Genomic DNA, 21071 nt, shown 5'->3' with positions numbered 1-21071 from the left:
TTAATTAACCTCCAATTCCATCAACGAATGTCAATTCAGACTGCAATGCAATCTTGAGTGTGAACTCGATAACGGCATTGACACCGCCACCGCCCAATTTAACGGACACTTGACCTTCAAATGTGACCTTAGTACCATCTGGATAGGCTTGCTCAAAGAAAAGTTTTGTCTTGTTGTCTGCTGCGTTACGCAAAATACGATAAGGAGCATTTGCTCCGTCGTTCTTATAAGCGAATTTGTATTCAAGTTCTCCAGCATCGCCAATACCAAATTCATATTTTTTAACCTTATCTTCCAAGGTTGTATTCTCAACCTTTTCAGGTTCAATACCAAATTCAGGTACTTCCTTAAGTCCTGCAAGTTTTGTGTAAGTTCCTTTAGCTGTCCCATAAGACAGCGTAATTCCGTTTGCTAACATATTTAATTCTCCATTCTAAATTGAAAAACAAGCTCTGAGTGTAAGTCAACGACACCTTCAAAACGCATGACCTTATGTCTCAAATGAGACGGGTCTGGTACGTCTTGGCAGTCGGTTCTTCGCAAACCTAAAGACTCAAAAATCTGATTGATTTTAACAGCTAACTCACTAGTGCTTGTATCATCAAAGATATCCACCTTGTAGCGGATAGATGATTTTTGTTCCTTGTCGTCAAACCAATCACCAGGCTTATTTTGTTCTTCCAAAAAAATAACGACTGGGAAAGTTTCCCAATCGCTAGGATAAGTATCAGTCACATTATCTGCGACCTTTTGCAATTCTTTATAAATAACAGGCTTGATATTAATCATTATATTTGTTCTCTTATCTTTCTACGGACATAATTCGAAATATTCTTAGACACACGCTCTTGATTGTCTCTCAAAGCTGGATAAAGATAAGGCTGGGCAGGTTGACCATACATCTTGTAGAACTCCCCAATTTTTTGAAAGTGGTACGGTCCTACATTGATTTGGTCTTCATGCACATACCAAGGATTCGACTTGTAAGTCACGCTGACCTCTGGAGAGATACCAGAATGGCTAGCCTGACCCTTAGGTCCCGTTCCAAACTCAACGTAAGGAGCATATTTCAGGTTGGTGTAAACTTCACCTATAGCCTTATCTCCGTCCATTTTTGCCCTAGTTTTGATACTAGTTCTAAGTTCTTCATCTCTCACTGGTACAAGTCTTCTTGCATCAGCTTGGACAACCTTTATAGCAGCATTGTGTACAGCACGTAAGACGATATCCTCGCCAGTTTTTTTACTAGCTAACCGTCTACATTTAGCTATAAGTCTATCTGCCCCTCGTAGCCCTGACACGCTCTAACTCCAAAACTTGATGATGTGTGTAGACCTTTTTAGAGATAACCCTATGAGTCACTTCCGTCGGGCTATCGATACACACACCATCTTTCACTTTGATAGCAGCTGACTTGTTGGCGTTTGCGTTCAAAATATCATTGACACGCTCTCCGTACAGCTCAGATTGTAACTTGCTACTAGCTGGCCACAATTCAAGACGGACTGTCTCAGCTTCCTTGGCATATCCTTCTTTTGCGACGCCTTCCTCTGTGACAGTTTTTTCAAACCGTCGCATTGGATAAGGTTTCAGTCTACTCTGCTTCAAAAACATGGCCTGCCACCCTTGCTAGTCTGTGCATGCGTATACGCTGTAGAAGACCCGTAGACAGGCCATTTTCTCCGTAGACTACTGCTATACCACCTTCGGTCCTAGAATGCTCTCCTTCCGCTCCTGAGCGGTTGTGGAGCTCGATAGCAACCTCAGGTATTAAGAGACTTAAAGCAGGTGTCAAAGATGTGCGATTCGTCTCTGACAAGATAAGATTTGTAGCCCTCGTTTGGAGCAACATGAGAAGCTGAGTATCTTCTTCGCCTGTTAATTTCTTCAGCAACTCTATAGACATATTAATCCTCTTCTAAAAACTCATGTTCAGGGAGGATTTCCTCAAGAACGTCTGAGATAGCGACACCATTGCTGGCAAAATTGTTAGCCAGCTCAGCATAACGCTCCTCAGTAATCTCAAGTTCCTCTCCTGCCAGTCGTTTCACATTTGATTCCCAATCATAGAAATCTCGTTTGATTTTAAATTTCACTTTTTAAATCCTCCAGCACCTCTACAATTTCGGCTTTTGATAACTTATAGGCGCCAGTTATGCCAGCTTCTTTAGCTAGATTCTTCAACTCTTCTAGAGTCTTATTCTCTAAATCAGAATACTGGCTAGCCTGCTCCTCTTGGATATAATGACGTCGTAGCAATAAGCCCATATCGTCACCTCTTACTCACCGAATTTTACAACTCGTGTAGGGTCGTATAGGTAAACACCGTAGTGTTCATCACCAGTGATGACTGTTGTCTTTTTAAGGATGTCACGGTCTGTTTCGATAGCCACATCACGTTTTAGCAAGATGACAAAAGCTCCATATTTATTGGCATCATCTGTCTGAGTTTGACTAGGAGAGACTTTGACGATAAAGCCTTTACCCTTTTCAACTTTCTTAGTACGCACAATTTGAACACCTCGTGTTTCTCCAAATGTACCAGAAACAACTGTGTTCGCTCCTACTTCTGTGCCTGAAATCCATTCTTTCACAGTGTTAGCACGCAAATCAATGGCATCTGCTGGATTGATAAGAGCTACATATTTTGCGTCTTCTTCGTCGTCAAAAATAGCAAGTGCTTTATCAAGAGCTGCTCCTGTTGTTGGAGCTTCTGCAACGTGTTGTGTTGCTGTTTTCGCTACTGCCACCAAATCATCATCAATCTTGTTAGCAATAGCCAAACCAAGCTGGTAAGTCGCTTGACCTAATGGGTCACCAAGACCTGACAAAAGAGCTTCATCGGTAATTTCATAACCTTTAGCAGCCTTTTTGATGGTCATAGTGGTCTTTTTAGTAGTCAATTGGTCTGGAGAAATAGCTTGACCTTCTCCAACCTCTGCAGCATCTCCTGCATATTCCCATGCTGGAACTTTTAGAGTATTCCCTGGTCGGCCTTGGAGTGCTGTTTCCACATAAGCCAGTGGAGTGAATTTAATCAATTTAGGTAGTTTAGCGGAAACCATGTCCGCCATTACTTCTGGGTTAACCATAGTGGCTAATTTAGTTTGTCCTGCTGTCATTTATTTTAACCTTTCAATTTCTTATAGAGTTCTGGGTTCTTTTGATAGAGTTCATTTCGACTCTGATAACCCATACGAGCAAATTCTTCTTTTGTGATACCGTCACTATCAACTGGTGCTTGTTTCATTGGAGCTCCGCCTTTTAGCTTTTCTTGTACGCCTTTCTGTACGGCTTGCTCCCATGATTTCTGCAACACAGCAACAGACTGCGATACCGTCTCTGCGCTTGTTAAATCAACTACATTCACTAACTCAACAGGTAAGTCACGTTCACTTAGCATTGCTTTAGCTTCTGCGGTCAATTCCTTGCGAGCAATAGCTTTTTCACGGTCAGCTAGTTCTTGCTCACGCTGATCCAACTGATATTTCTGTTTCTCATCAGCGTTCATCTTAGCAAGCTTCTTAGCTTCGTTTTCCTTGGCTTCTTTCTCAGCTTCCCATTTAGAGCGTTCGGCAGATAGCATCTTACCGATTTCAGCACGAGTGAAAGTTCGTTCGTGCTTTTCTTCTTGCACTGTATCAACATTTCCTTGAGTGTCGACAGTCTCAGTTGATTCAGTAGATACAGTTGCATTGATTTCTTCTGACATAATTGTCCTCCAGCGATTACGTCGCCACTCGATAATCTCGCTTTACGTCCGGCGACGGAACAGTACAGCTTTTAATGTCATCAGCACAGTTTGGACAATATAAAAACCGCATCAAATATGACACGGTTTATAGCAATTTACAGTAATTTATAGCAGTCTATTCCTGCCAGTCAAGATGTTGGATCACCTACTTTCTGTTTTTGAAACCTGTTAAAATCGCAAGAATAGTTCCTACGATAACCAAAAATAACCAAAAGAATACCAACCACCCGAAAGCGATTGATACCCAATCCCAGATAAACATGTCTTTACTCCTTTTAATGTCACAATCAAGTAACTTCATACGATAATGAATGAATGTCGGTTAATATTTTAGGTAGTAACTCAATCGCGCTAAACGTATCCGTCCCATAAATATCTAACTCTAATTTCACTGTTGCTGAGTCATTTTCGCTTGATCCTGAAAATTCTACGTTAGTTATCCCAATTCTTGCTATATCCATTTTCAATCCTTTCTGGGCACGAAAAAAGCACTTAGATTTCTCTAGGTGCTTCTTTAAATTGATTCTAGTTTTAATGTTTTAAGGTATTCTTCCCATTCACGGTCCAAGTCCTCAACAGTTTTGTTTTTATTTCGTTCATAGGCTTTTTTTAACAATTCATCCAGATTGTCGTCTTCGGCTTCTGGCCAATCATAATCATACTTCTCAATCATGTCAATCAATCCTTCCAAATTCAAAACCGAACACTTCGGATAATAATTCAAGAGTTTTTTCTTGTGCTACGCTCTCATTATACCCCAATTTTTTAAATTTATCAATTCGATTGACATATTGTTCTTGTGCACTGCGTGGAATCCTTTTGTTAGGTCTTGTATACCAATAAACACTTCCATCATGCCCTATAGTCAGACCATATCTTACAGTATTATTTTTATTACGTTGTTGCAGTGAGGCAAAGTCACTGAGCGAAGGAGGATAACCAGATGGATGATTGTGAATCGAAATAAGACTTTGTTCAGATTGTTCTTTAAAAGCCTTTCTAACTTGGTCATTATAAACTACACCTTTTGTCTTTCTGGCTTTATTTGATAGCGCAACAACTCTTCCTGTATCTGCATTAAGCAAATAGTAATCTTCAAATGGAGTTCCGTTTCTATGCTGCAACATCTGTCTTGAAACTCTTGCGATAGGTTCGGATAGATGTGAGGTCTTTGGGTGATTTTTTAGTTTGTCAACAAATTCATCACTTCGTACATAATCAAGATTCGCTCCAAACGGCCTACCACTTAGCTCTCGTTCTCGTGGTTCTGCAACATACTTGCTATACCACTCTTTATAAGTCATATCAGCAGGTACTAGCTCGGTCTTACCTGTTTCTGGATTCCTTGCTCTGCGCTTCAACTTGCTGTAGTCTGCGTCCTCATCGTATCCGACAGTAGTAGACCTACACCACGGGTGCATAGGCGGACAATTGACGCCAGCGACAGCCTTATCCCTATCATAGACCTGATTGTCATGCTCCTGACAAATGCGTGATGTACGCTTGTCTAAGACGGCCACAAAGATATACTTCTCTATGTCTGCTTCTTCATAGCTGAGCAGTTCCATTTGATTATGAAAAAAGGCTGATTCTGTTCGAACCAAACGCCTTGCATCATTCTGACCCACATTGAACCGCTCAGCAATTGCTTGTGCAGTTTCTCGTGTATCTCGCCCTGTCATGAGGCTCATGAGTAGTTCATCTTTTATGCTTGAAGTAAGCTTTCCTGTATTCTTCCAGATGTTTGTTGAGTACGTGCTTCCATCTCCTACCCAACTAAAAGACTGTAGATGTTTTATCTCGCTCTCAGGAAGCCCAGAAAAGCCATATGCTAGTCCTGTCTGCTGTTGCAGGTCAAAGGTAGCCTTGTAGTAGCTATCCTTCATCAGGTCGCTATAAAAAGCGTCTGAGCCTGTCTTCTCTGAATGATAGATAGATTCACGCATACGATCTAAATCGTCGCTCAAACGCTCTAGGCGCTTCATATGAAAAGAATAAGCCGGACTGTCTAAGTCAGCCAGTAGTCTTTGGATGTTCGGGTCATTCGGTCTTGCTTCAAGCACCTTACGAAGTTCATTCAGGTCTTTCTTGTCTTTCATGTTCTTCAAGACTTGTCTAGCATCTACCTGACTTAACCCATAATCACGTTGGAACTTATCAAAAATCTTATTGATTTCCTTATCCAAGTAAGTCTTAGCTTCCTGATAGACCTTATCGAACTGGTCTGCCTGCTTTTCGGCCTTGTCCATCTGCTGGTAAATCAGATTGGCTTTCCTCTTCTCCCAATACTCCTGATTCTTCATCTGCTACCTCGTCTTCGGGTTTCGTGTTGTCTTGGTTAAACATCGGCATGTCTTCCATGTTCTTCTTTTTCTCTTCTTCCAAGGCTTCCAGCTCAGCGTCAGGGTCTTCAACAAACGGCAAGAGAGAAATAAGCTGCCTATTGGTCACCTTGCCTTCCAAGTTGTTCACAATCTGAGAAATCTCCAACAAATTCTTAGGTAAACCACGGCTAAACTGTGGAACGATTGAATGAGACTCTAATGCAATCTGCTTCATACCCAAGTAATGAGCAAAAATCGCAATCCGTTGTCTTAATCCACGCTTGTAGTTCGCTTCCTTGGTCTTGGTAATCATCTCAAGACCCATCAGCTTGAATTCCATGGCTACCCCTGACGTATTGCCTGCGAAGTTCTCATCAGTCAAGTTAGGCACATGGCTGAATGTGTAGATGTCCTCTTTCAGAGCTGTGCGCAAGATTTCCGTAGCACTTTCATCCAGCGTATTCTTCAAGAACTCAGCCCTTGCACTATCGCCTGGTAATTCCAAAAGACCTTCTTCAGAAAGAATCTTCATCGCTACCTTAGCGTCTTCTGGCGTGTCTGCTAACTGCGTACCATATAAGACAAGGATAGACTCTACTGCCTGCTCCTTATCATTGACACGGTTACCCATCAAGGAATTATAGGCATCAATCAGGCTAATTTGTTGCTCGTAGTCGCCAATCGCAAAGTGGTTGTTGCGATATTCGATAATTGGGATTTGACCAAGGTTGTGAGCTTCTACTTGCTCATTCTGAGTTGTTCCTGCATCTGTACTTCTCAGCACCATGTGATAGTGCAGATTTTCCGTAAAGACCTCTGCCTGGTACTTAGTAGTATCTTTCGTATCATCTTCAACTTGATAGTAGTAGACCGCAAACAAAGGCTTCTGCTCAATGCTATCATCGTAAACCATGAAAGTATTCTCTGGATCAATACTAGTTGAGTCCAACTCAGTCAATCCCTCTTTGGCATAGATGTACTCGTAAGCACGACCATAGATAGCCGTGTTCAAAGCATTCTGCGCATCTACTTGGTCAATCTCAGCACCGTCAAATGCTGTAAGTAGTTCATCAATATCACCGTCTGCGGTATTGTTATACTTGATAGGATTGCCCATAAAATAGCCCGTAGCCGTGTCTGCAATATCCTTGGCATGATTAGCTACCGTCTTGTAATTGGGTGCGTTCTCGTTGCGTCTCTTGTGATTTAAGATAGCATGTTCACCCAAGTAGTAGCTTTTAAGCTTCTTCAAACGTGAGCCTTCAGTGCTATGCTTCGTTATCAATTTATAAATCAGGTCTTTCTTCAAAGAACCCTCATCATATCCATCCCGTGGATAGGTTAAATATTGGTACATGTCTTTCCTCTCTATAGACCATAATCAGAACGTCTGCGGACAGTTGCTTTTGGTTGCGTATGTTGCGAGTAAATCGCATAACGCACTGCATCCAGAACGTCATCATTTTCTTTTACTGGCTCGCCTGTCTTTTCGTTCCAGATGTATTGATAGACCTCATCTTTGAACTTGCTGACCTTGTTTGATACAACAAAAAAGTGCCCAGCTTTCATCAGCTTGGCTACTTCTTCAATACCAGACAATACCGCTTTATTAGCGTTGAATGTTCTTAATTGCTCTCTTTGAAATCTTGCAACGTGTTCAGGTCGTGCGCTATCTGCCCAGAACGTAATATTCCCGTATCGTACCTTGATATTCTTAGCGAGGTCTACCCAAAAGTCTATCTCTTTGTACTGATGCGCGTGTTCCTCTAACAGATAAACCGAACCGTCAGATGTTTCTCCAACAACAACGATAGAGCCAAAGTGTTCATATCCCCAGTCAACACCAGCGTAGACTTTAGTGATATCTTCTGGTACGTTATCCACAAACATATTCTCACTAAAATCACGATAGACCACACCTTCGCCAGTTACCCACAAACCAAGGATGTCTCTATCATAAAAGACACCAGCTGGCGTAGCATTTTTGATATTCTCACGGTATCTATCAGACATGAATGTATTATCATCTAGCTTGAAATGAAAGTCTATAATCATATCGTCGCCTGAGTTGATATAATCCCGTCTAAGCCAGTGTGTAGGGATATCTGGGTTACTATCCCAAACAATCCGTGCGCCCTCTCCTGAGCAACGTGAGATTATTTCTTTGAACACCTGCTCATTAGCAAGTGACGCCTCATTTACATAAGCTCCAAATGCAGTAAAACCACGGGCTCGTTTTAATCCAGAAATGGAACCAGTGTAGACTTGAACTACCTTAACACCACAAAGGGTAAAAGCTCCGTGCTTATCGTATTTAGGTTCAATATCAAACATGTTATACAGTTCCTGAATGATATTGTTTTGTATCGATGTTGAAGATGTTCCAGCTAAGATATACATCGGCTCATCTATGTTTAATCTATCCGCTGTTTCTCTTACTCGTGCAATCTCATTCATGAAGACCATGTTATTTAGAACAGTTTTACCTGAACGTTTTGCACCATGGAGACCACAGATAAAAAAATCATCATTCAATACTCGTGTAAGTACTTCTTCTTGTCGTTTCGTAAATTTATTTGTCGTCAAAAGCACCTCTCAAAGCCTTAGCAAACTCTATCAATTTATCGTCTTGTTCATTATCCACACCGATTTGTGATTTAAGTTTTTCGATTTCAAGTTCTAGTTTCTCAGCTTGTTTAGCAGTCGGATAACGCTTCAATATTTCAGCTATCGCTTTAATAACTGTGTTATTATCTGCCTTTTTCGTAACTCTATCCACCTCACCAGTGACAGGGTTCATCATCAAAACTTCCTCAAGTCGCTGGCCTCTTGCGATGTCTGAGAGAATTGAAAGAGCCTCTTTAGCACTCAAAATATTTTCATCATGCATCTTTTCAGTTTCGGTTTGTATAAACGTTTTAACGCTTGCATTTTCTAGCAATTTACTAGCGGTTGTCTTAGCATACGCTTCACTATAACCTGCGAATATTGCGGATTGATAGACATTTCCAGTCCTCAAATACTCGCTCGCAAACATCTTTTGTCTTTGATTTAACCCAATGTCCATCACCTCCATTCACAAAATAAAAAAGTCACACGATGTGCGACCTTCCTGCAAGACGACTACAACCTTGCTTGTGTATTAAATTTTGACTTCTTTTTTATTTTTTATAGTCATTACAACCTCTGAGAGAATCAAACCCTCTAGCTTATAACTTACCTAGGATATAAGTAGCTACGCAACCATGCGAGGTTCGGTCACTTCTGCAACCATTTTTAAGTTAATGAGTGATATATGAATGCTAAGCCTACTGCCTACCCCATTCTGGGACACAAACACTCAAATGACAGTAGCTGGAATTGAACCAGCTGGTCTAGCAGTAAAACGCACGCTTGGTAAAAATTTCAAGGAGACCCAAACAACCTGCTAACCTGTCCTTACTGTCTAAGAGGCCGAAACCTCTGTATTTTTAGGAGTCCTCATGACTGTTCGTTGCCAATCATTGGATAATACTATTTTAGCACGTTTTTCCGTTCCAATTCTCCCAAGATTTTCCCAGATTTTTCCCAAGATTTTCCCAGAAATCACTTGTAAACTAAAAGGTTGCTTGCTTGATAGGACTCCGCGAACTCTAAAAGAGCTTTGTTTAATATCCGATAATATTCACTAGATGAGTAGCCTAGTTCTGAGTAGATGCTGTAGTCTTCCCTCCTCTTTTTCCTGCAATATCGTTCGATTAGGATACGTGTATATTCCATATCGGAAAGATTGTTGATTGCTTTAGCGATTAGTTCTAAATCCTGCTGAGCTGATACTCTACGCAAGACCATGCTTTCTACCTGCTTACTTGTCTGACCACTTGATGACCTTGGCTCAAGTGAGTAGGATATTGTTATTTTTGGAGCGTATTCTTCTCCAGCAATCCGTCTCAGACGACTGTATTTTTTGAGTACTTTGATAGCTTCCTTTCTGGTTTTCTTTTCATCGATGATATCCAATAACTCTATTTGCACACGAACTCCTCCTCATGATATAATAGTTATGCGAAACTATACCATGAGGGTCAGCCGTGTGCTGACTTTTTTCTTGCCTTGTTCCCTTTTTAGGTGTATACTGTATGTATACAAAATAAAGGAGAAACAAATGAATACTGTTAAAACTCGTAAGGTTGGGAACTCTGTCACTGTGACCATTCCAAAAACACTCAATGTTCCAGAAGGTCAGGAAATGTTTGTCTACAAGGGTGTAGATAATGTCATTGTCCTGGCTCCAAAAATTCCAGACCCATTTAGTGGCGATGCAAACCTACGCATGGAAGATGACTTCGAGGAGGTAAGATTCCTTGACAGCGAAATATGATTACATCCCAGAAAAACAGGACATCATCTGGATTGACTTCGACCCGTCTGTTGGACGTGAGATTCAGAAACGCCGTCCTGCTATTGTCGTCTCGCGTAGAGAATATTCGGAGCGGACTGGATTTGTGGCTGTATGCCCTATTACACACGGTCAAAGCAGACTAGAAGAACAAGGTCTGCTCGTTCCAGTGCGTTCCAATAAGGTAGATGGCTCTGTCAATCCACTCCAACTCTATACTTTTGACTTTAGAGAGCGCAGGGCTCAAAAAATCACAACCATGGATACAACCAGTTTTCAGAAGGTTGTCCAACTCTACAATTTCATCTTCGAAGCCTAGTCCTTATGGATTGGGCTTTTTTATTCCTCCAAAAATTCAGGGTTTTCGTAGATGTTGCCGATGACTTCTTCATGCTCAGTCCACGCATATCCTTCTCCCAAGTCTTTTAGGTATACAGCTGGCATTCCACCTATGAATGTACCACCATATTCTTTTTCTAAATACACTTCATGTGGACATCCTCTTGTGCATTTGATAATATCTCCGACAAAGACCTCTTTGCCGTTCTTATCCTTGAGTCCTGTTGATTGCATGAGTTCGATTTCGTCAGTTTTGTAACAATAGATATCTCTATCGTCTGGTAAACCATTCTTAAAATAAACTTGTTGTGTCACTATTTCTTTGTTTTCGTAGTCAATATTAAGAATGTCATCTGATAAAAACATACGTTTTTCTGTTTTTATCCATGCTCTATATCTTGGTGTCATGTTAAATCCTCCTAAGCATTAACAACTGGAAAATGAATATCACCAATCACTAAAGAGCCTACGCTGTAATAATAGCCGTTATGCTCTGCTTCACAATTGGCAATAGCTACAGGGTTCTGATTATGGAAGATAGTTACTTTGTTTTTATAACCAGTTCCCCAATGGTCGGGGATTTCTTCCGGTTCTCCAATTTCAACATTAGTAATCACAGCGTCAAGTGATACATCTTGGAACTCCCCACCTGCTGAGGCACAGCAATCACTTTCAGACATTTCAATAGTGACCTTTGTGCCGTCTTCAAGCAGCAAAAAGTCCTTATCCCATTTCACAATACGCTTAAAGAGCAACAATTCTTTAAGCTCTTCCAACGACCCGTACCTTGCATTTTTCCAATCAGGCTCATAATAGTCTGGTAGTTTAATAGTTTCTGTCATAGTAACACCTCATCCCCAACTTTCACTTTATCGTACACGTCCTTCGTCACCACGAACACACCGTATTCACGAATGGTAAGCGTATATAGCTTGCCGTGTCGTCCTTTCTCGACGACTTTACCGAATATCTCAGCGCCTTGATTATCAGCCTTGTAGATAACCATCGGCTTCTTCTCTTCCAAATCTCGAATCCTGTCCATCTGCCAGATGTTTAGTCCAGCAGATAGCAGAATCCAGATTGCGATAAATCGTTTCATTCTGTGACCTCCTCAAATTTCATAAACGTCATCCAATGCGTAGTACCTCTTTGTTGTCCAAACAATGGTTTAAAAGGTACAGATTTAAGAATTTCTTTAACGTTGATTTGACAATCAGACCATTTAAAAACTAGAGTACCTCCAACTTTTAGAACTCTCATACATTCTTCAAAACCCTTGGCTAAATCTTCCGACCAGGTAACTTTATCCAGCTGGCCATACTGAGCTTTCATGATTGAGTTTTTACCTGCCCATTTTAAATGAGGTGGGTCAAAAACAACCAAATTAAAAGTATTATTTTCAAATGGCATGTCACGAAAATCACCAATAACATCAGGGTCTACGTTGACCTTTTTGTCATGTATCTCAAATATTTCTTGCCTAATATCCATGAAAGTTGTATGACTCTCATTTTTATCAAACCAAAACATACGACTGCCACAACAAGCGTCTAGTATTCGTATATCTTTCATCACTCCATCTCCTTGCTCTTAATTTCTCCAGTAAGTCTATTTTCTAAAATGTGACTTGTATAGCAAATATCGCTTTTATATGTATAGTGATTAACAGTTTCTTCAACCCATTGATTTTTAGTGTACGGATATCTGTTTGGTCGTTTCACATTACCACCTCATATATAAATATTTCGTATCAATATCTTGTTCTAAAATACACTCTTTCAGCGATTTTAAAACCTCCAATGCATCGCTAACTGTTCCCCATCTATTTTCAGGTTCATACTGCACATACTTTTCAGGGTACCGCTCTAATTCAGATATACCACGCTGGATATTATCTAAAATATCAGCAATATTGTAAATTGTGCCTTGGTCGAAATCCCAATCCATAGCAATTCTAAACATCTTCCCGAGATTGTAGGTCGGAGAACTATATTTAGGTTCAGCGATACGAATATATTGTCCGTTTTCTATTTTCGCTAAGATTTCCAAATCATAACTCATTCCTCAACCTCCTCAACTCACCTTGTGGCTTTCCAGATTTCCAAATTCTTGGCCATGGTTTACAAAATATGAACCAATCAGGATAGCGTCAGCTTCATCGTCTTTGACGTTCAGGCCGAATTTAGCCGCAACCTTAGCAACGGCCTGCAGCTTCATCGACTTCTTGCTTCGGTCTTTGTAGCTGAACTTCCAGTACTTGCGCCATGTCGACACGTTCACAAAATACACATTATCAGCAACTAACCGTCCAAGAATAATTCCTGTCACAATTCCAATACTAATCATAGACTGCTGATTTGGCCCCATGACTGAGTTCTTCTCGACCACAATCGATTCAAAATGGCAGTCGTATTTCTGCAGCGCTCTCGATTGAATCGCTCGCAATTCGCTAGCCATGAAGCGCCCACGTTCAAAGAACGATTTGCTTTTATGTTTTAAGACACCACTCTGGACAAGATCAGAGCCGTGAAATACGGCCCAGCCTGTCGCAGTAGTTGAAATGTCTAACGATAATGTCAGAGATTTCATTGCAGTTCTCCCTTGAATCCACAGAGATCAAATAGGTTTCGTTTATTACTCTCAATAAACTCAAAGAACTTCTGAAGTTCAGCCAAGTGGCGCTTTTCTCTCTTGATTCCAAGGCTCGTATGATACTCTGTCGGCATTTTCGGTGTCGCCTTAATATCTAACCAGTAGAGAGGCTCAAACACGTCTCCACTTGTATCAAGAGAAGCATCTGCATCTGTATTTCTAAAATGCATCTGCATATCATATTCAATTTTATTGGTGATCGTGATGGTCTTGTCCACGATTTCAAGTGTGATATCTGTTCCTGGTATGTCGATTTTATTTAGCATTTTTTACTTCCTTTTATTTCAATTCTTTTGCTATTGCAGCTATGACATTGACTGTCACGCTATTTCCTGCTTGCTTGTATAATTGACTGTTAGAGTTGACCTCTTGCGCTTTGTCAAAAGCCCAGTCTGGAAATCCTTGCAATCTCCAACACTCACGAGGTGTTAGCTTTCTAATTCTAAAATCAGGCTCAATTTCTCCTTCTGTGTTATGTATCGCTTTATAACTGGCTCTAGCGTATTTGTCTATTTCACAAAATCCAACGCATTCATGCCCAGCGGACTCCATACCAAGACGAAAACCGCCGATGCCAGCGAATAAATCCAAAAATTTCATCTGTTTATTTAAAAAAATGCGACTGCCTTTGTGAGAATTGGCTAAATACGGGCAGTCGCTCGTCCAAGGTCACATGACCGTTTTTTTTGACGCTTTCTAGTTCGCAGTTTTACAAGAATGCCCGGCTTGTTGGTTTTTGAGTTGTTTCCAAAATGGAAATAGTTGGTTTTTGATTATTTCCCCATCTTAAAAGGGCAATAATTGAATGACAATAAAATCTTCCGATGTTTTTTTAACATCACAAACATAGGCATTAAGTAAGGATTCCTCAGTTTTGTATGTTGTTTGATTTTTAACACTTTCATTCCAACGAATAAATCGAGGTTTTAGTCCGGGCCAACCAGAACGACCAAACAAAGCAATACACTCATCTTTATCTTGATGTATTGCAAATGTGATACCATGAGGACAACCTGTGTCGTGAGTTTCTAGTATGTCTTTTACTTGTTTACTCATACTTACCACCCACATTGCTCATTGAGTTCAGCCTGAGTCAATGGCTCAATACGTTGATAACCGCTGACTTGATAGTTCTTTTTAAAATCAAATCCGAGTTGACTTAGACCAGCCTTGAAACGGTCTTTTTCGGCTGTGTCTACAAAATACACCTCTAAAGTCATTTTTTGGGTATATCGTTTTAGGTTGTTTTCAGCCCCTCTAAGAGCGTTAGGCTCATTTTGGGGGTTTTGCCCACCGTTCAAGATTTCGCCTGTCTCTGGGTCAAAATTTGGGGTTTCCGTTGGCTTTGGAGCTTGTTCCTGCTGTTTAGTTTGTTGAGCTGCTAAAAGTTCCTGACTTTCTCGCTCTGTTCGTTCTTGAGCTTGTCTGAGTTCTTCCTTTTGCTTTTCAAATTCATAGTCAGCTTTGATTTGTTCAAAAACCTCAGCAAGCGTCAAGTCTTTCAGCTGTCGGATGTAAGGTGAGTCAGTCATGCCATACTCAGCACATAACCCTGAAATAGCTGACTTAGCCTTTTCAAATTCTTGCTGTTTCTGAAACTCAAATGTGACCATGTCATCAAGTGACTTCATAGTGGCTTTTTTAAGCGTCACGCCGTCTGCCATGAAATCGCTAGCCTTGACATACTCAAGGGCCTTTTCATCAAAGAGACGAGGATCCAGCATGTACTCAGCTGATTTTTTGGCTATGTAACTCTTAACCGTATCTATTTTTAGTTGTCTTTGATGTTCTTCAATTTCCTTGATACCTTTATCAAATTCACTAACTACGGTTGCAAATGGTTCAATAATTGACTTTGCATAACTATCCCATGTGTTAGCCGTCTCTGATAGCAAGTTTTTAGTGTCGATACGGATACGATTTTTAGACTCAATTAGCTTATTAAATTCAGCTCGCTTTGCCTTGTCATCTTTGAGAGTACTAGCTGTAGGAATATAGTCCTTGTACTTTTCAGTAGCCTCTATGAGGTCTTTTTCAAAAGACTCTCTAGTAAGCTCATCCGTTGTAATCATTTCATAGATTTTATTGATTTTCTTATCATCAATAACTTGTAATTCTTGCATGTTGTCCTCCTAATATTCAAGTTCACCGTCTAGTAACTCGCCCTGGATTGGCTCCTCAGTTTGAGCAGGTTCAGGATCTGTGTGGGCTTGCTCTTTGTTAAATTGCTCAATCTGAGCCATCTTGCGTGCCACGACATCCTCACGGCTCTCTTGAGGTGTGACGTCTTTGATACGGTCAAATGTTTCTCCGCCGTCGTCCTCTGTGTACATATTGCCTAAATCCTCAGGGAAAGCCTCTCTAAGAGCATTTACCAGAGCCGTCTTTCTAATCATGGTAGCCGGCATAGAGTTCCAGGTGCTTTGTTTCTTGTCATATTCCTCACGGCTAACAAAGATCTCCACAGGTACCTTGAAATTTTTGCGGTACACTCTCGCCCATCCGCCTATCAGTGTATCCCCTGGGAGCACGATTGCCCCTTTGCGTTCGTGCATAACACCCTCGCCGTCTACTGCCACTACTCCAGCCTCAAATCCCTCATAGTCTTTACATTGAGCGGCACGTTTCAAGAAAGCCCCTTTGGAGACAATCAAACTGAACTCTGTGCCTCCATTACGATTCTTGTAAGCCACAATGTAGACCTCGTTAGCAAATGGGTTAAGATTGCGACCTTTACATAAGGCTAGAGCCTGACCTATTTGTTTTTCAGTCAGTAGGTTTTGTGGGTCAAAATACTTTTTAATGTCTGCTCCGGTCAGTAAACTTGGGTCAATAGTGATGTCACGTTTTGTCTGTGCTACTAATTGATTATTTGTCATTTTCTTCTTCCTTTCGTCTTCTTCAAATTCCAATTTTCACGTTTTAAGTGTCTATTTTCGTTTTGTAATCTCAAAATAATATCCTGTTGGTCGTTGATGATTTCTCCGAGCTCTCGGCCAAGATGCATATATTCAGCTCGCCAGTTGTCGATTTCTTCGTGTAGCTCCTGGATCATATTTCATCACCCACGTATCGATACTGCCCACATCCAACATAGATGTACTGGCTTGGGTCAAGCTCTTCATGTTCTTCAGGCGGTTGAATCATATCTCTGTCATAATCAAACATGAGCATACACCTTTCCAAGTTCCAGAACTCGTTTCACATATCCGGCCTTGGACGTTAGCCCAAGATCCAGTAATTCGTTTTTTTCTTCATGATTGGCCAAAAGCCACACACGGTTTTCAAGTTCAATTCTAGTCATTAGCGTCTCCTTTGCTCTACCCCAAATACTTTGCATAGCGTGCTCTTCGTGGTTCTGGTAAAGCTAATGGCTCAGGTCGCAATCCTTGAGGCGGTTCGTTGTCATATGTGAAGCCTTTGAACTCACGGCGAATATTCTTGCGAATCTCTTGCCATTTGTCCTCTCTACCACGTTCGAATGCGTGATTGTAGCCTTGGATAATCTTAGACACAAATTCTTGCTCTTTTTGTCTCTCTTCTTCCTTGCGTTTTTCCTGCAATTTGATATGACGGCAAAGCCCTGCAAATCCAAGCAGCAAGGCTCCAACACCCATCAGCTGGTCTAAAATCGGTGGTTCAAACATTTTTTAATCTCCTTATGCTCTTAATTTTCGTACTTCTTTTTCTAGCTCTAAAATCTCATAAACATCATTGACATCATACATAATATCTTTCCCTTGCTTACGAAATCTTAATCCTTTGCGTTCTAACTTCTTAACATAGGCATGATTAAAGCCAAACTTCTTCATCAAAGCCTGTTGATTGATTGGCATGCGGTCATTCTCTAACTGCTCCTTGACCTGCTTTTCAGCAAAAGCCAGTAATTGATTGGTGAACAATTCAGCACTTTCACCGTCCAATCGTAATTGTAACGTTATACCTTCCATTTTTTACATCCTCTCAACTATGCGGGCAAGCATTTTTGTGATATAATGGTTTTAATTATTTAAGTATGCGCCTGACTTCGTTAGGTGCTTTTTTGTTTTATCTTAATTCATCTATGCTGACTTCCAGTGCATCAGCGATTTTGCACATGTTCTTAAAAGAAATACGCTCGGTTTTGATATTTCTGATAAAACCTGGAACAGATAATCAGGAACCTGGTCGCTATGTAGAGGTAGGACCTCGTGGCGGAAAAGTTACTAATGGTCATACCGCAACTATCGGAAAAGGTGATCGGCTCCCTCCGACATCTGCTAAAGGTAACGGCTGGAAAAAAGTCTAATCTTCGTTTGCGTACAATCGTTCAATGGTTGTACGCTTTTTCCATACACAAAAGCACATTCCAAAAATATTGATTTGAATCCATGCTTCGGCGTAATCTTTCCCATTGCTGGCATAGTGAGTTATATAATGGTGAATCATTTTATTCCTTCCTCCTATTGAGTTACTTGAGAAGTATCATGAATGGTTTCACAGCTAAGATGCTTGAATTTTTCTAAGTCTATCTGAAAATTGATAGGCTTTTTTATTTCCCCACTATACGGATATCGTCTCGGTCTCATTTCCTTCTCCTTTGTATTTATTTTTTCTACCCTCTCTTTTATTTATTTAGAGGAGTAGGACTTGTTGTCTTTTAATATTTATTGTTATTTAATACTTGTTGTTATTTAATACTTATTAGTGCCTTATTTTACTGATTTGTAAAATACAGATTTGTAAAATACAGATTTGTAAAATAAGGAAATGTAACTGCTAACCTGTGGATAACTTTTCTAAAGCCTCCTCTAAACTCTGTTGCATCATCTCAAATTGAAAATCAGTTATTTTTGTATCTGAGAAGAATCTGAAAGTCTGAACTCCTCGCCCTCTGCCGAGACTTTTTTTAAAAGTTCTGAGATAACCTGCCTTCTCTATCTTTTTGAAATGCCTATCTACCATATCCCGACTCACTCCTAAGCGCTTTGCGATTTCTTCTGGATAGACCAGCCAGTTCTCTTTATTGCTGAGGACGACCATCAAGATACCGATAGAAGCAGGCTCTAGGTTAGAATCTTTGAGAAAATCATTGCTGACAGAAGTGTAATCATTAACTGGATTTTTGAAAGATGAGCTGAGCTTCCAAGTTCTTAAAATCTAACATGATTTCTCCTTCCTAATCCTCAAATACCAAGCGTTTTCTGGTGACTGTTTCCGTCTCTATGCGGACGTTTTTCAGTCCGTTTTTAAAGATATAATCCGCCGCTTGACTGATTGGTATTCCGCTTCCTTGAGCTAGCTCATATAAATCCTCAAATAGTTCATCTGAGATTGCGACCGTGCGAACTCCACGGCTACTCTTTTTTGCTGGTCTCCCTTTACCTGGTTGCATCTTTACTATCTCCTTCTCTAAATTGCTTAGCATTTACCCATTTATGGTTTTGATTTCCATCTTGGTATTATGTGATGGCTCCCATGATTTCCAGTAATCAAAAGCCCTCTCTTCGTCTTTTTTCTTCAGCAGGTCATACCGTGGAATCCTAAAGAATTCTTTAAAGTCTTTAGCAGCCTGACGAAAGACTTTGCTGGCAAAAGAACGGTCTTTATAAGCTTGACTATCCTTACCGCCAAGAGCCATGATAACTTTCACTCTTCGTAAATTTTCAAGTTCCAGACAAATGGACGGATTAACAGGCTGCTCATTTTTTAAATAATCAACATCCCCTGCTAACACTTCCTGATTTTGCTTTAATTCTTTTTGAGTTTGTAGAACCTGAATTAAAATATCTTCTTGGGTTAGTTCGCTTGGTTGAATTGCAACTACTTCATGCGTCATAAGATTTCTCCCTCTAAGATTTGATTGTCTTTATTTCTGATTGCTTGTAAATCCGTAAAGAATCGGATGCCTCGATTGACGAAACTATCGAACTCCTGACCAGCAACACCGTCCGTATGCAGGACTTTTTCTTCATCTGCGTAGATGAGACCGCCCATATTGGCAAGAAAATCATTCCCTTTCTGGATAAGGCTAAGGATATTCTTGTAGGAAGCGATTTTTTTCTGGTAGTCGTCCAACTGCCCTTTGGATAGCTGGATGGCTTTTGTCAATTCATCGTACTTGTTCGATTTTTCATCCACTTCTGCACGTTGAGAGTAGAGGTCTTTTAATTGAGCTTCAAGAAAAGCATTCCTTTCCTCTGCAGACTTGGCACGCGCTTCTAGTTTTTGACGATTCTGGAGAGCTTCTTGGTAGTCTGCTGGCATAACAGGGACTTCTTTCACGATTTCCTTAGTTGGTTCTTGCCCCTTTTGCAGTTCCATTATTTTTCTTTTAGCTGCAGAAAATTTTAATTTCAAATCTTGCAATTCCCTGACCGTCGGATTATCCCCTTGCTCAATCCTGTTAATTTGAGCTTGTTTCTCTTCCGCTGGTAGGGTTGCGATGAGATGCAGGGCTGTTGTACCCAAATGTCGTAACGTTTCGACATTTGGAAGTTCTTTAGCAATCTTCATCGATTTGTAAGCAAAGTCTTTGTCAATCCCAAGACTTTCATGCCAAACTCTAAATTCTCCATGTACTAGATTATGTTCTTTCACATGGTTCAATCGTCTACCGATTTCCCAGATTGACTGCCCTGCAATTTGTTTGTGATGATTGATTTCTAGCTCAATCTGACTAAGGTTGTTTGATAAAGATATTTCATTCATTCCCTCTCCTCTCTAAATTCATCCAAGCTGACTTCCAGTGCGTCAGCGATTTTGCACATGTTCGTCCATGACATCTCTTTCAATCTTCCAGCCTTTAGGTTAGAAAAATTGGATGGATGGACATCCGATTCCTTAGCTAAACGATACATCGACCAGCCTTTTATTTTTAATTGTTTTTTAATTTTATCCCACATCAAAAATACCATATGTTGTGTTTTTCAAGCACATTAGTTCCTTTCTTATACAATATGTTGACAAATAAAAATGTTTGAGTTATAATATATCCTGACTAAAACGATTTGATAAGACCTTTCAAACTCCTTATGAAAATCGCAAGTCAAATAATTAAGAAAGGAGAATTGCTTATGGTAAAAAATACTAAGCAGACCTCTACTAAAGTCGCCACCAAGGCAAGCAAAGCTCTTCGTGACGGGCGTTCTTCTGCTCGAACAAAGTCTATCGCTGGATCGGCGCTTTCACAGACTCGTAAAAAGTAATACGATATAGTCTGAGTTTAAAATATAGCTTTTTCCTTTTTCAGAAACTTTTATAAGATTCTGTTCTGGGAAAAGCTTTTTTATTTCTTCAGGAACTTCTTGAATATAGCACTCCCCGAAAAAAATTTCTGAGTCTATCGTTGTAATTCCATCAATTTTTATGCTTCCTTCCTCCTACAACATATCTTCTACCCTACACCCTAGCGCCTTGGCGATGACCACCGCCTGCGACAGCGTCACTGCCTTCAGGTCGTTCTCGATCCGAGACAAGGTCGTGTAGTCTATCAAGGTTCGCTTAGCAAGCTCACGCAAGCCCAGCTTTTGAGCCGTTCTCAGCTCCCTCATTTTCGCTCCATACATTGACTTTTTCCTTTCTACTAATAGGTCTTTTCAAAACTGTTGGTACTTGTCAACAGTTTTGATAGAATTATTCTATC

Annotated in this window: 38 protein-coding genes and 2 pseudogenes; 4 read left to right on the top strand and 36 right to left on the bottom strand. The window is 40.4% G+C overall.

What is annotated here, in order from left to right:
- Positions 1–4: 4 nt before the first annotated feature.
- From OC530_RS10060 to OC530_RS09990, 15 genes are all read right to left on the bottom strand, one after another.
- Positions 5–418, bottom strand: coding sequence for a phage tail protein (locus tag OC530_RS10060; protein ID WP_262081209.1), 414 nt, complete (start codon positions 416–418; stop codon positions 5–7).
- Between the two features lie 2 nt (positions 419–420).
- Positions 421–789 (bottom strand): hypothetical protein, encoded by a 369-nt coding sequence (locus OC530_RS10055; protein WP_049524842.1) that lies wholly within the window; start codon positions 787–789, stop codon positions 421–423.
- Positions 789–1301 carry an HK97-gp10 family putative phage morphogenesis protein gene (locus OC530_RS10050; protein ID WP_262081208.1) on the bottom strand — a complete coding sequence of 171 codons (513 nt, stop codon included), beginning with the start codon at positions 1299–1301 and terminating at the stop codon, positions 789–791. The genes OC530_RS10055 and OC530_RS10050 overlap by 1 nt, the downstream gene beginning before the upstream one ends.
- A complete protein-coding gene (locus OC530_RS10045) occupies positions 1276–1614 on the bottom strand; it encodes a hypothetical protein (protein WP_262081207.1) in 339 nt (112 codons plus the stop codon). Before OC530_RS10045 ends, OC530_RS10050 begins: the two co-directional genes overlap by 26 nt.
- Positions 1595–1906: a phage head-tail connector protein gene (locus tag OC530_RS10040; RefSeq protein WP_000021220.1), complete on the bottom strand. Its 312-nt coding sequence runs from the start codon at positions 1904–1906 to the stop codon at positions 1595–1597. Before OC530_RS10040 ends, OC530_RS10045 begins: the two co-directional genes overlap by 20 nt.
- 1 nt (position 1907) lies before the next feature.
- A complete protein-coding gene (locus OC530_RS10035) occupies positions 1908–2096 on the bottom strand; it encodes a hypothetical protein (protein ID WP_262081206.1) in 189 nt (62 codons plus the stop codon).
- The gene (locus OC530_RS10030) at positions 2086–2268 is read right to left on the bottom strand and encodes a Rho termination factor N-terminal domain-containing protein (protein ID WP_262081205.1); all 183 of its coding nucleotides are present in this window, start codon (positions 2266–2268) and stop codon (positions 2086–2088) included. Before OC530_RS10030 ends, OC530_RS10035 begins: the two co-directional genes overlap by 11 nt.
- 11 nt (positions 2269–2279) lie before the next feature.
- A complete protein-coding gene (locus tag OC530_RS10025) occupies positions 2280–3122 on the bottom strand; it encodes a N4-gp56 family major capsid protein (RefSeq protein WP_262081204.1) in 843 nt (280 codons plus the stop codon).
- A 5-nt stretch (positions 3123–3127) separates the two neighbouring features.
- Positions 3128–3712 (bottom strand): DUF4355 domain-containing protein, encoded by a 585-nt coding sequence (locus OC530_RS10020; RefSeq protein WP_262081203.1) that lies wholly within the window; start codon positions 3710–3712, stop codon positions 3128–3130.
- 556 nt (positions 3713–4268) lie between these two features.
- Positions 4269–4427: a hypothetical protein gene (locus OC530_RS10015; protein ID WP_218764431.1), complete on the bottom strand. Its 159-nt coding sequence runs from the start codon at positions 4425–4427 to the stop codon at positions 4269–4271.
- A 1-nt stretch (position 4428) separates the two neighbouring features.
- On the bottom strand, positions 4429–6057 hold the full coding sequence (locus tag OC530_RS10010) for a minor capsid protein (protein WP_262081202.1): 1629 nt from the start codon (positions 6055–6057) through the stop codon (positions 4429–4431).
- Positions 5966–7435: a phage portal protein gene (locus OC530_RS10005; protein ID WP_262081201.1), complete on the bottom strand. Its 1470-nt coding sequence runs from the start codon at positions 7433–7435 to the stop codon at positions 5966–5968. Before OC530_RS10005 ends, OC530_RS10010 begins: the two co-directional genes overlap by 92 nt.
- Before the next feature lie 11 nt (positions 7436–7446).
- Positions 7447–8664, bottom strand: coding sequence for a PBSX family phage terminase large subunit (locus OC530_RS10000; protein WP_218764429.1), 1218 nt, complete (start codon positions 8662–8664; stop codon positions 7447–7449).
- Positions 8651–9145: a terminase small subunit gene (locus OC530_RS09995; RefSeq protein WP_166736849.1), complete on the bottom strand. Its 495-nt coding sequence runs from the start codon at positions 9143–9145 to the stop codon at positions 8651–8653. The genes OC530_RS10000 and OC530_RS09995 overlap by 14 nt, the downstream gene beginning before the upstream one ends.
- A 518-nt stretch (positions 9146–9663) precedes the next feature.
- A complete protein-coding gene (locus OC530_RS09990) occupies positions 9664–10092 on the bottom strand; it encodes an ArpU family phage packaging/lysis transcriptional regulator (protein ID WP_001165368.1) in 429 nt (142 codons plus the stop codon).
- A gap of 130 nt (positions 10093–10222) precedes the next feature.
- On the opposite strand from OC530_RS09990, the gene mazE reads away from it, so the two are divergent.
- Both mazE and OC530_RS09980 read left to right on the top strand, forming a co-directional pair.
- Entirely contained in the window at positions 10223–10438 is a 216-nt protein-coding gene (mazE, locus tag OC530_RS09985) for a type II toxin-antitoxin system PemI/MazE family antitoxin (RefSeq protein ID WP_138707798.1), read from the top strand.
- The gene (locus OC530_RS09980; protein WP_112445311.1) at positions 10422–10775 is read left to right on the top strand and encodes a type II toxin-antitoxin system PemK/MazF family toxin; all 354 of its coding nucleotides are present in this window, start codon (positions 10422–10424) and stop codon (positions 10773–10775) included. The genes mazE and OC530_RS09980 overlap by 17 nt, the downstream gene beginning before the upstream one ends.
- Before the next feature lie 20 nt (positions 10776–10795).
- On the opposite strand, the gene OC530_RS09975 is transcribed toward OC530_RS09980, so the two are convergent.
- From OC530_RS09975 to OC530_RS09905, 16 genes and pseudogenes are all read right to left on the bottom strand, one after another.
- The gene (locus tag OC530_RS09975; protein WP_262081200.1) at positions 10796–11203 is read right to left on the bottom strand and encodes a YopX family protein; all 408 of its coding nucleotides are present in this window, start codon (positions 11201–11203) and stop codon (positions 10796–10798) included.
- A gap of 11 nt (positions 11204–11214) precedes the next feature.
- On the bottom strand, positions 11215–11637 hold the full coding sequence (locus OC530_RS09970; RefSeq protein WP_050199228.1) for a hypothetical protein: 423 nt from the start codon (positions 11635–11637) through the stop codon (positions 11215–11217).
- Positions 11634–11894: a DUF1372 family protein gene (locus OC530_RS09965; RefSeq protein WP_262081199.1), complete on the bottom strand. Its 261-nt coding sequence runs from the start codon at positions 11892–11894 to the stop codon at positions 11634–11636. The genes OC530_RS09970 and OC530_RS09965 overlap by 4 nt, the downstream gene beginning before the upstream one ends.
- Positions 11891–12367 (bottom strand): class I SAM-dependent methyltransferase, encoded by a 477-nt coding sequence (locus OC530_RS09960; RefSeq protein WP_262081198.1) that lies wholly within the window; start codon positions 12365–12367, stop codon positions 11891–11893. The genes OC530_RS09965 and OC530_RS09960 overlap by 4 nt, the downstream gene beginning before the upstream one ends.
- Before the next feature lie 150 nt (positions 12368–12517).
- On the bottom strand, positions 12518–12856 hold the full coding sequence (locus OC530_RS09955; protein ID WP_262081197.1) for a hypothetical protein: 339 nt from the start codon (positions 12854–12856) through the stop codon (positions 12518–12520).
- 12 nt (positions 12857–12868) lie between these two features.
- Positions 12869–13384: a hypothetical protein gene (locus tag OC530_RS09950; RefSeq protein WP_262081196.1), complete on the bottom strand. Its 516-nt coding sequence runs from the start codon at positions 13382–13384 to the stop codon at positions 12869–12871.
- Positions 13381–13713, bottom strand: coding sequence for a hypothetical protein (locus OC530_RS09945; protein WP_153199852.1), 333 nt, complete (start codon positions 13711–13713; stop codon positions 13381–13383). Before OC530_RS09945 ends, OC530_RS09950 begins: the two co-directional genes overlap by 4 nt.
- Positions 13714–13726: 13 nt before the next feature.
- Positions 13727–13897: pseudogene (locus tag OC530_RS10275) on the bottom strand (DNA cytosine methyltransferase); the annotation flags it as partial.
- 27 nt (positions 13898–13924) lie between these two features.
- Positions 13925–14047: pseudogene (locus OC530_RS10270) on the bottom strand (DNA cytosine methyltransferase); the annotation flags it as partial.
- A 186-nt stretch (positions 14048–14233) separates the two neighbouring features.
- Positions 14234–14503 (bottom strand): hypothetical protein, encoded by a 270-nt coding sequence (locus OC530_RS09935; protein ID WP_153192940.1) that lies wholly within the window; start codon positions 14501–14503, stop codon positions 14234–14236.
- Between the two features lie 2 nt (positions 14504–14505).
- Complete coding sequence (locus OC530_RS09930) at positions 14506–15570, bottom strand: DUF1351 domain-containing protein (RefSeq protein ID WP_262081194.1); 1065 nt, start codon at positions 15568–15570, stop codon at positions 14506–14508.
- A 9-nt stretch (positions 15571–15579) separates the two neighbouring features.
- Positions 15580–16326: a phage recombination protein Bet gene (gene bet, locus OC530_RS09925; RefSeq protein WP_262081193.1), complete on the bottom strand. Its 747-nt coding sequence runs from the start codon at positions 16324–16326 to the stop codon at positions 15580–15582.
- The gene (locus OC530_RS09920) at positions 16323–16502 is read right to left on the bottom strand and encodes a hypothetical protein (RefSeq protein WP_240149013.1); all 180 of its coding nucleotides are present in this window, start codon (positions 16500–16502) and stop codon (positions 16323–16325) included. The genes bet and OC530_RS09920 overlap by 4 nt, the downstream gene beginning before the upstream one ends.
- A gap of 105 nt (positions 16503–16607) precedes the next feature.
- A complete protein-coding gene (locus tag OC530_RS09915; RefSeq protein WP_173212775.1) occupies positions 16608–16751 on the bottom strand; it encodes a hypothetical protein in 144 nt (47 codons plus the stop codon).
- Between the two features lie 16 nt (positions 16752–16767).
- Positions 16768–17094: a hypothetical protein gene (locus tag OC530_RS09910; RefSeq protein ID WP_173234080.1), complete on the bottom strand. Its 327-nt coding sequence runs from the start codon at positions 17092–17094 to the stop codon at positions 16768–16770.
- 12 nt (positions 17095–17106) lie between these two features.
- Entirely contained in the window at positions 17107–17397 is a 291-nt protein-coding gene (locus OC530_RS09905) for a hypothetical protein (protein ID WP_173254186.1), read from the bottom strand.
- Positions 17398–17543: 146 nt separating this feature from the next.
- On the opposite strand from OC530_RS09905, the gene OC530_RS09900 reads away from it, so the two are divergent.
- Positions 17544–17735, top strand: a complete 192-nt coding sequence (locus tag OC530_RS09900; protein ID WP_173234141.1) for a YjzC family protein — start codon at positions 17544–17546, stop codon at positions 17733–17735.
- Positions 17736–18605: 870 nt separating this feature from the next.
- Here the strand turns inward: OC530_RS09900 and OC530_RS09890 are convergent.
- The 4 genes from OC530_RS09890 to OC530_RS09875 are packed head-to-tail and all read right to left on the bottom strand — an operon-like array spanning position 18606 to position 20331.
- The gene (locus OC530_RS09890; protein ID WP_061438988.1) at positions 18606–18821 is read right to left on the bottom strand and encodes a hypothetical protein; all 216 of its coding nucleotides are present in this window, start codon (positions 18819–18821) and stop codon (positions 18606–18608) included.
- A 33-nt stretch (positions 18822–18854) separates the two neighbouring features.
- A complete protein-coding gene (locus OC530_RS09885) occupies positions 18855–19265 on the bottom strand; it encodes an ORF6C domain-containing protein (protein ID WP_173275399.1) in 411 nt (136 codons plus the stop codon).
- Positions 19262–20137 carry a DUF3102 domain-containing protein gene (locus OC530_RS09880; protein WP_262081192.1) on the bottom strand — a complete coding sequence of 292 codons (876 nt, stop codon included), beginning with the start codon at positions 20135–20137 and terminating at the stop codon, positions 19262–19264. Before OC530_RS09880 ends, OC530_RS09885 begins: the two co-directional genes overlap by 4 nt.
- On the bottom strand, positions 20134–20331 hold the full coding sequence (locus OC530_RS09875; protein WP_173234070.1) for a helix-turn-helix transcriptional regulator: 198 nt from the start codon (positions 20329–20331) through the stop codon (positions 20134–20136). The genes OC530_RS09880 and OC530_RS09875 overlap by 4 nt, the downstream gene beginning before the upstream one ends.
- Positions 20332–20502: 171 nt before the next feature.
- On the opposite strand from OC530_RS09875, the gene OC530_RS09870 reads away from it, so the two are divergent.
- Positions 20503–20634, top strand: a complete 132-nt coding sequence (locus OC530_RS09870; protein ID WP_262081191.1) for a hypothetical protein — start codon at positions 20503–20505, stop codon at positions 20632–20634.
- 174 nt (positions 20635–20808) lie between these two features.
- Here the strand turns inward: OC530_RS09870 and OC530_RS09865 are convergent, their stop codons facing one another.
- A complete protein-coding gene (locus tag OC530_RS09865) occupies positions 20809–20994 on the bottom strand; it encodes a helix-turn-helix domain-containing protein (RefSeq protein ID WP_000274132.1) in 186 nt (61 codons plus the stop codon).
- Positions 20995–21071 lie beyond the last annotated feature (77 nt).

The organism is Streptococcus sp. Marseille-Q5619 (assembly GCF_946901205.1).
Classification (GTDB): Bacteria; Bacillota; Bacilli; order Lactobacillales; family Streptococcaceae; genus Streptococcus.
The sequence above is the reverse complement of the archived record's forward strand: the minus strand, read 5'-3'. Positions and strand labels throughout refer to the sequence as shown.

Coding starts and splice junctions, on each gene's coding strand:
- bet (WP_262081193.1), bottom strand. CDS start 16,326: ATGACAAATAATCAATTAGTAGCACAGACAAAACGTGACATCACTATT.
- OC530_RS09865 (WP_000274132.1), bottom strand. CDS start 20,994: ATGTATGGAGCGAAAATGAGGGAGCTGAGAACGGCTCAAAAGCTGGGC.
- OC530_RS09955 (WP_262081197.1), bottom strand. CDS start 12,856: ATGAGTTATGATTTGGAAATCTTAGCGAAAATAGAAAACGGACAATAT.
- OC530_RS09935 (WP_153192940.1), bottom strand. CDS start 14,503: ATGAGTAAACAAGTAAAAGACATACTAGAAACTCACGACACAGGTTGT.
- OC530_RS09960 (WP_262081198.1), bottom strand. CDS start 12,367: ATGAAAGATATACGAATACTAGACGCTTGTTGTGGCAGTCGTATGTTT.
- OC530_RS10020 (WP_262081203.1), bottom strand. CDS start 3,712: ATGTCAGAAGAAATCAATGCAACTGTATCTACTGAATCAACTGAGACT.
- OC530_RS10015 (WP_218764431.1), bottom strand. CDS start 4,427: ATGATTGAGAAGTATGATTATGATTGGCCAGAAGCCGAAGACGACAAT.
- OC530_RS09880 (WP_262081192.1), bottom strand. CDS start 20,137: ATGAATGAAATATCTTTATCAAACAACCTTAGTCAGATTGAGCTAGAA.
- OC530_RS09995 (WP_166736849.1), bottom strand. CDS start 9,145: ATGGACATTGGGTTAAATCAAAGACAAAAGATGTTTGCGAGCGAGTAT.
- OC530_RS09885 (WP_173275399.1), bottom strand. CDS start 19,265: ATGACGCATGAAGTAGTTGCAATTCAACCAAGCGAACTAACCCAAGAA.
- OC530_RS10045 (WP_262081207.1), bottom strand. CDS start 1,614: ATGTTTTTGAAGCAGAGTAGACTGAAACCTTATCCAATGCGACGGTTT.
- OC530_RS09920 (WP_240149013.1), bottom strand. CDS start 16,502: ATGATCCAGGAGCTACACGAAGAAATCGACAACTGGCGAGCTGAATAT.
- OC530_RS09930 (WP_262081194.1), bottom strand. CDS start 15,570: ATGCAAGAATTACAAGTTATTGATGATAAGAAAATCAATAAAATCTAT.
- OC530_RS09900 (WP_173234141.1), top strand. CDS start 17,544: ATGTTCTTAAAAGAAATACGCTCGGTTTTGATATTTCTGATAAAACCT.
- mazE (WP_138707798.1), top strand. CDS start 10,223: ATGAATACTGTTAAAACTCGTAAGGTTGGGAACTCTGTCACTGTGACC.
- OC530_RS09915 (WP_173212775.1), bottom strand. CDS start 16,751: ATGACTAGAATTGAACTTGAAAACCGTGTGTGGCTTTTGGCCAATCAT.
- OC530_RS09950 (WP_262081196.1), bottom strand. CDS start 13,384: ATGAAATCTCTGACATTATCGTTAGACATTTCAACTACTGCGACAGGC.
- OC530_RS09905 (WP_173254186.1), bottom strand. CDS start 17,397: ATGGAAGGTATAACGTTACAATTACGATTGGACGGTGAAAGTGCTGAA.
- OC530_RS10060 (WP_262081209.1), bottom strand. CDS start 418: ATGTTAGCAAACGGAATTACGCTGTCTTATGGGACAGCTAAAGGAACT.
- OC530_RS10040 (WP_000021220.1), bottom strand. CDS start 1,906: ATGTCTATAGAGTTGCTGAAGAAATTAACAGGCGAAGAAGATACTCAG.
- OC530_RS09875 (WP_173234070.1), bottom strand. CDS start 20,331: ATGTGGGATAAAATTAAAAAACAATTAAAAATAAAAGGCTGGTCGATG.
- OC530_RS09890 (WP_061438988.1), bottom strand. CDS start 18,821: ATGCAACCAGGTAAAGGGAGACCAGCAAAAAAGAGTAGCCGTGGAGTT.
- OC530_RS09965 (WP_262081199.1), bottom strand. CDS start 11,894: ATGAAACGATTTATCGCAATCTGGATTCTGCTATCTGCTGGACTAAAC.
- OC530_RS09945 (WP_153199852.1), bottom strand. CDS start 13,713: ATGCTAAATAAAATCGACATACCAGGAACAGATATCACACTTGAAATC.
- OC530_RS09910 (WP_173234080.1), bottom strand. CDS start 17,094: ATGTTTGAACCACCGATTTTAGACCAGCTGATGGGTGTTGGAGCCTTG.
- OC530_RS10010 (WP_262081202.1), bottom strand. CDS start 6,057: ATGAAGAATCAGGAGTATTGGGAGAAGAGGAAAGCCAATCTGATTTAC.
- OC530_RS10025 (WP_262081204.1), bottom strand. CDS start 3,122: ATGACAGCAGGACAAACTAAATTAGCCACTATGGTTAACCCAGAAGTA.
- OC530_RS09870 (WP_262081191.1), top strand. CDS start 20,503: ATGGTAAAAAATACTAAGCAGACCTCTACTAAAGTCGCCACCAAGGCA.
- OC530_RS09970 (WP_050199228.1), bottom strand. CDS start 11,637: ATGACAGAAACTATTAAACTACCAGACTATTATGAGCCTGATTGGAAA.
- OC530_RS10055 (WP_049524842.1), bottom strand. CDS start 789: ATGATTAATATCAAGCCTGTTATTTATAAAGAATTGCAAAAGGTCGCA.
- OC530_RS10030 (WP_262081205.1), bottom strand. CDS start 2,268: ATGGGCTTATTGCTACGACGTCATTATATCCAAGAGGAGCAGGCTAGC.
- OC530_RS10005 (WP_262081201.1), bottom strand. CDS start 7,435: ATGTACCAATATTTAACCTATCCACGGGATGGATATGATGAGGGTTCT.
- OC530_RS09975 (WP_262081200.1), bottom strand. CDS start 11,203: ATGACACCAAGATATAGAGCATGGATAAAAACAGAAAAACGTATGTTT.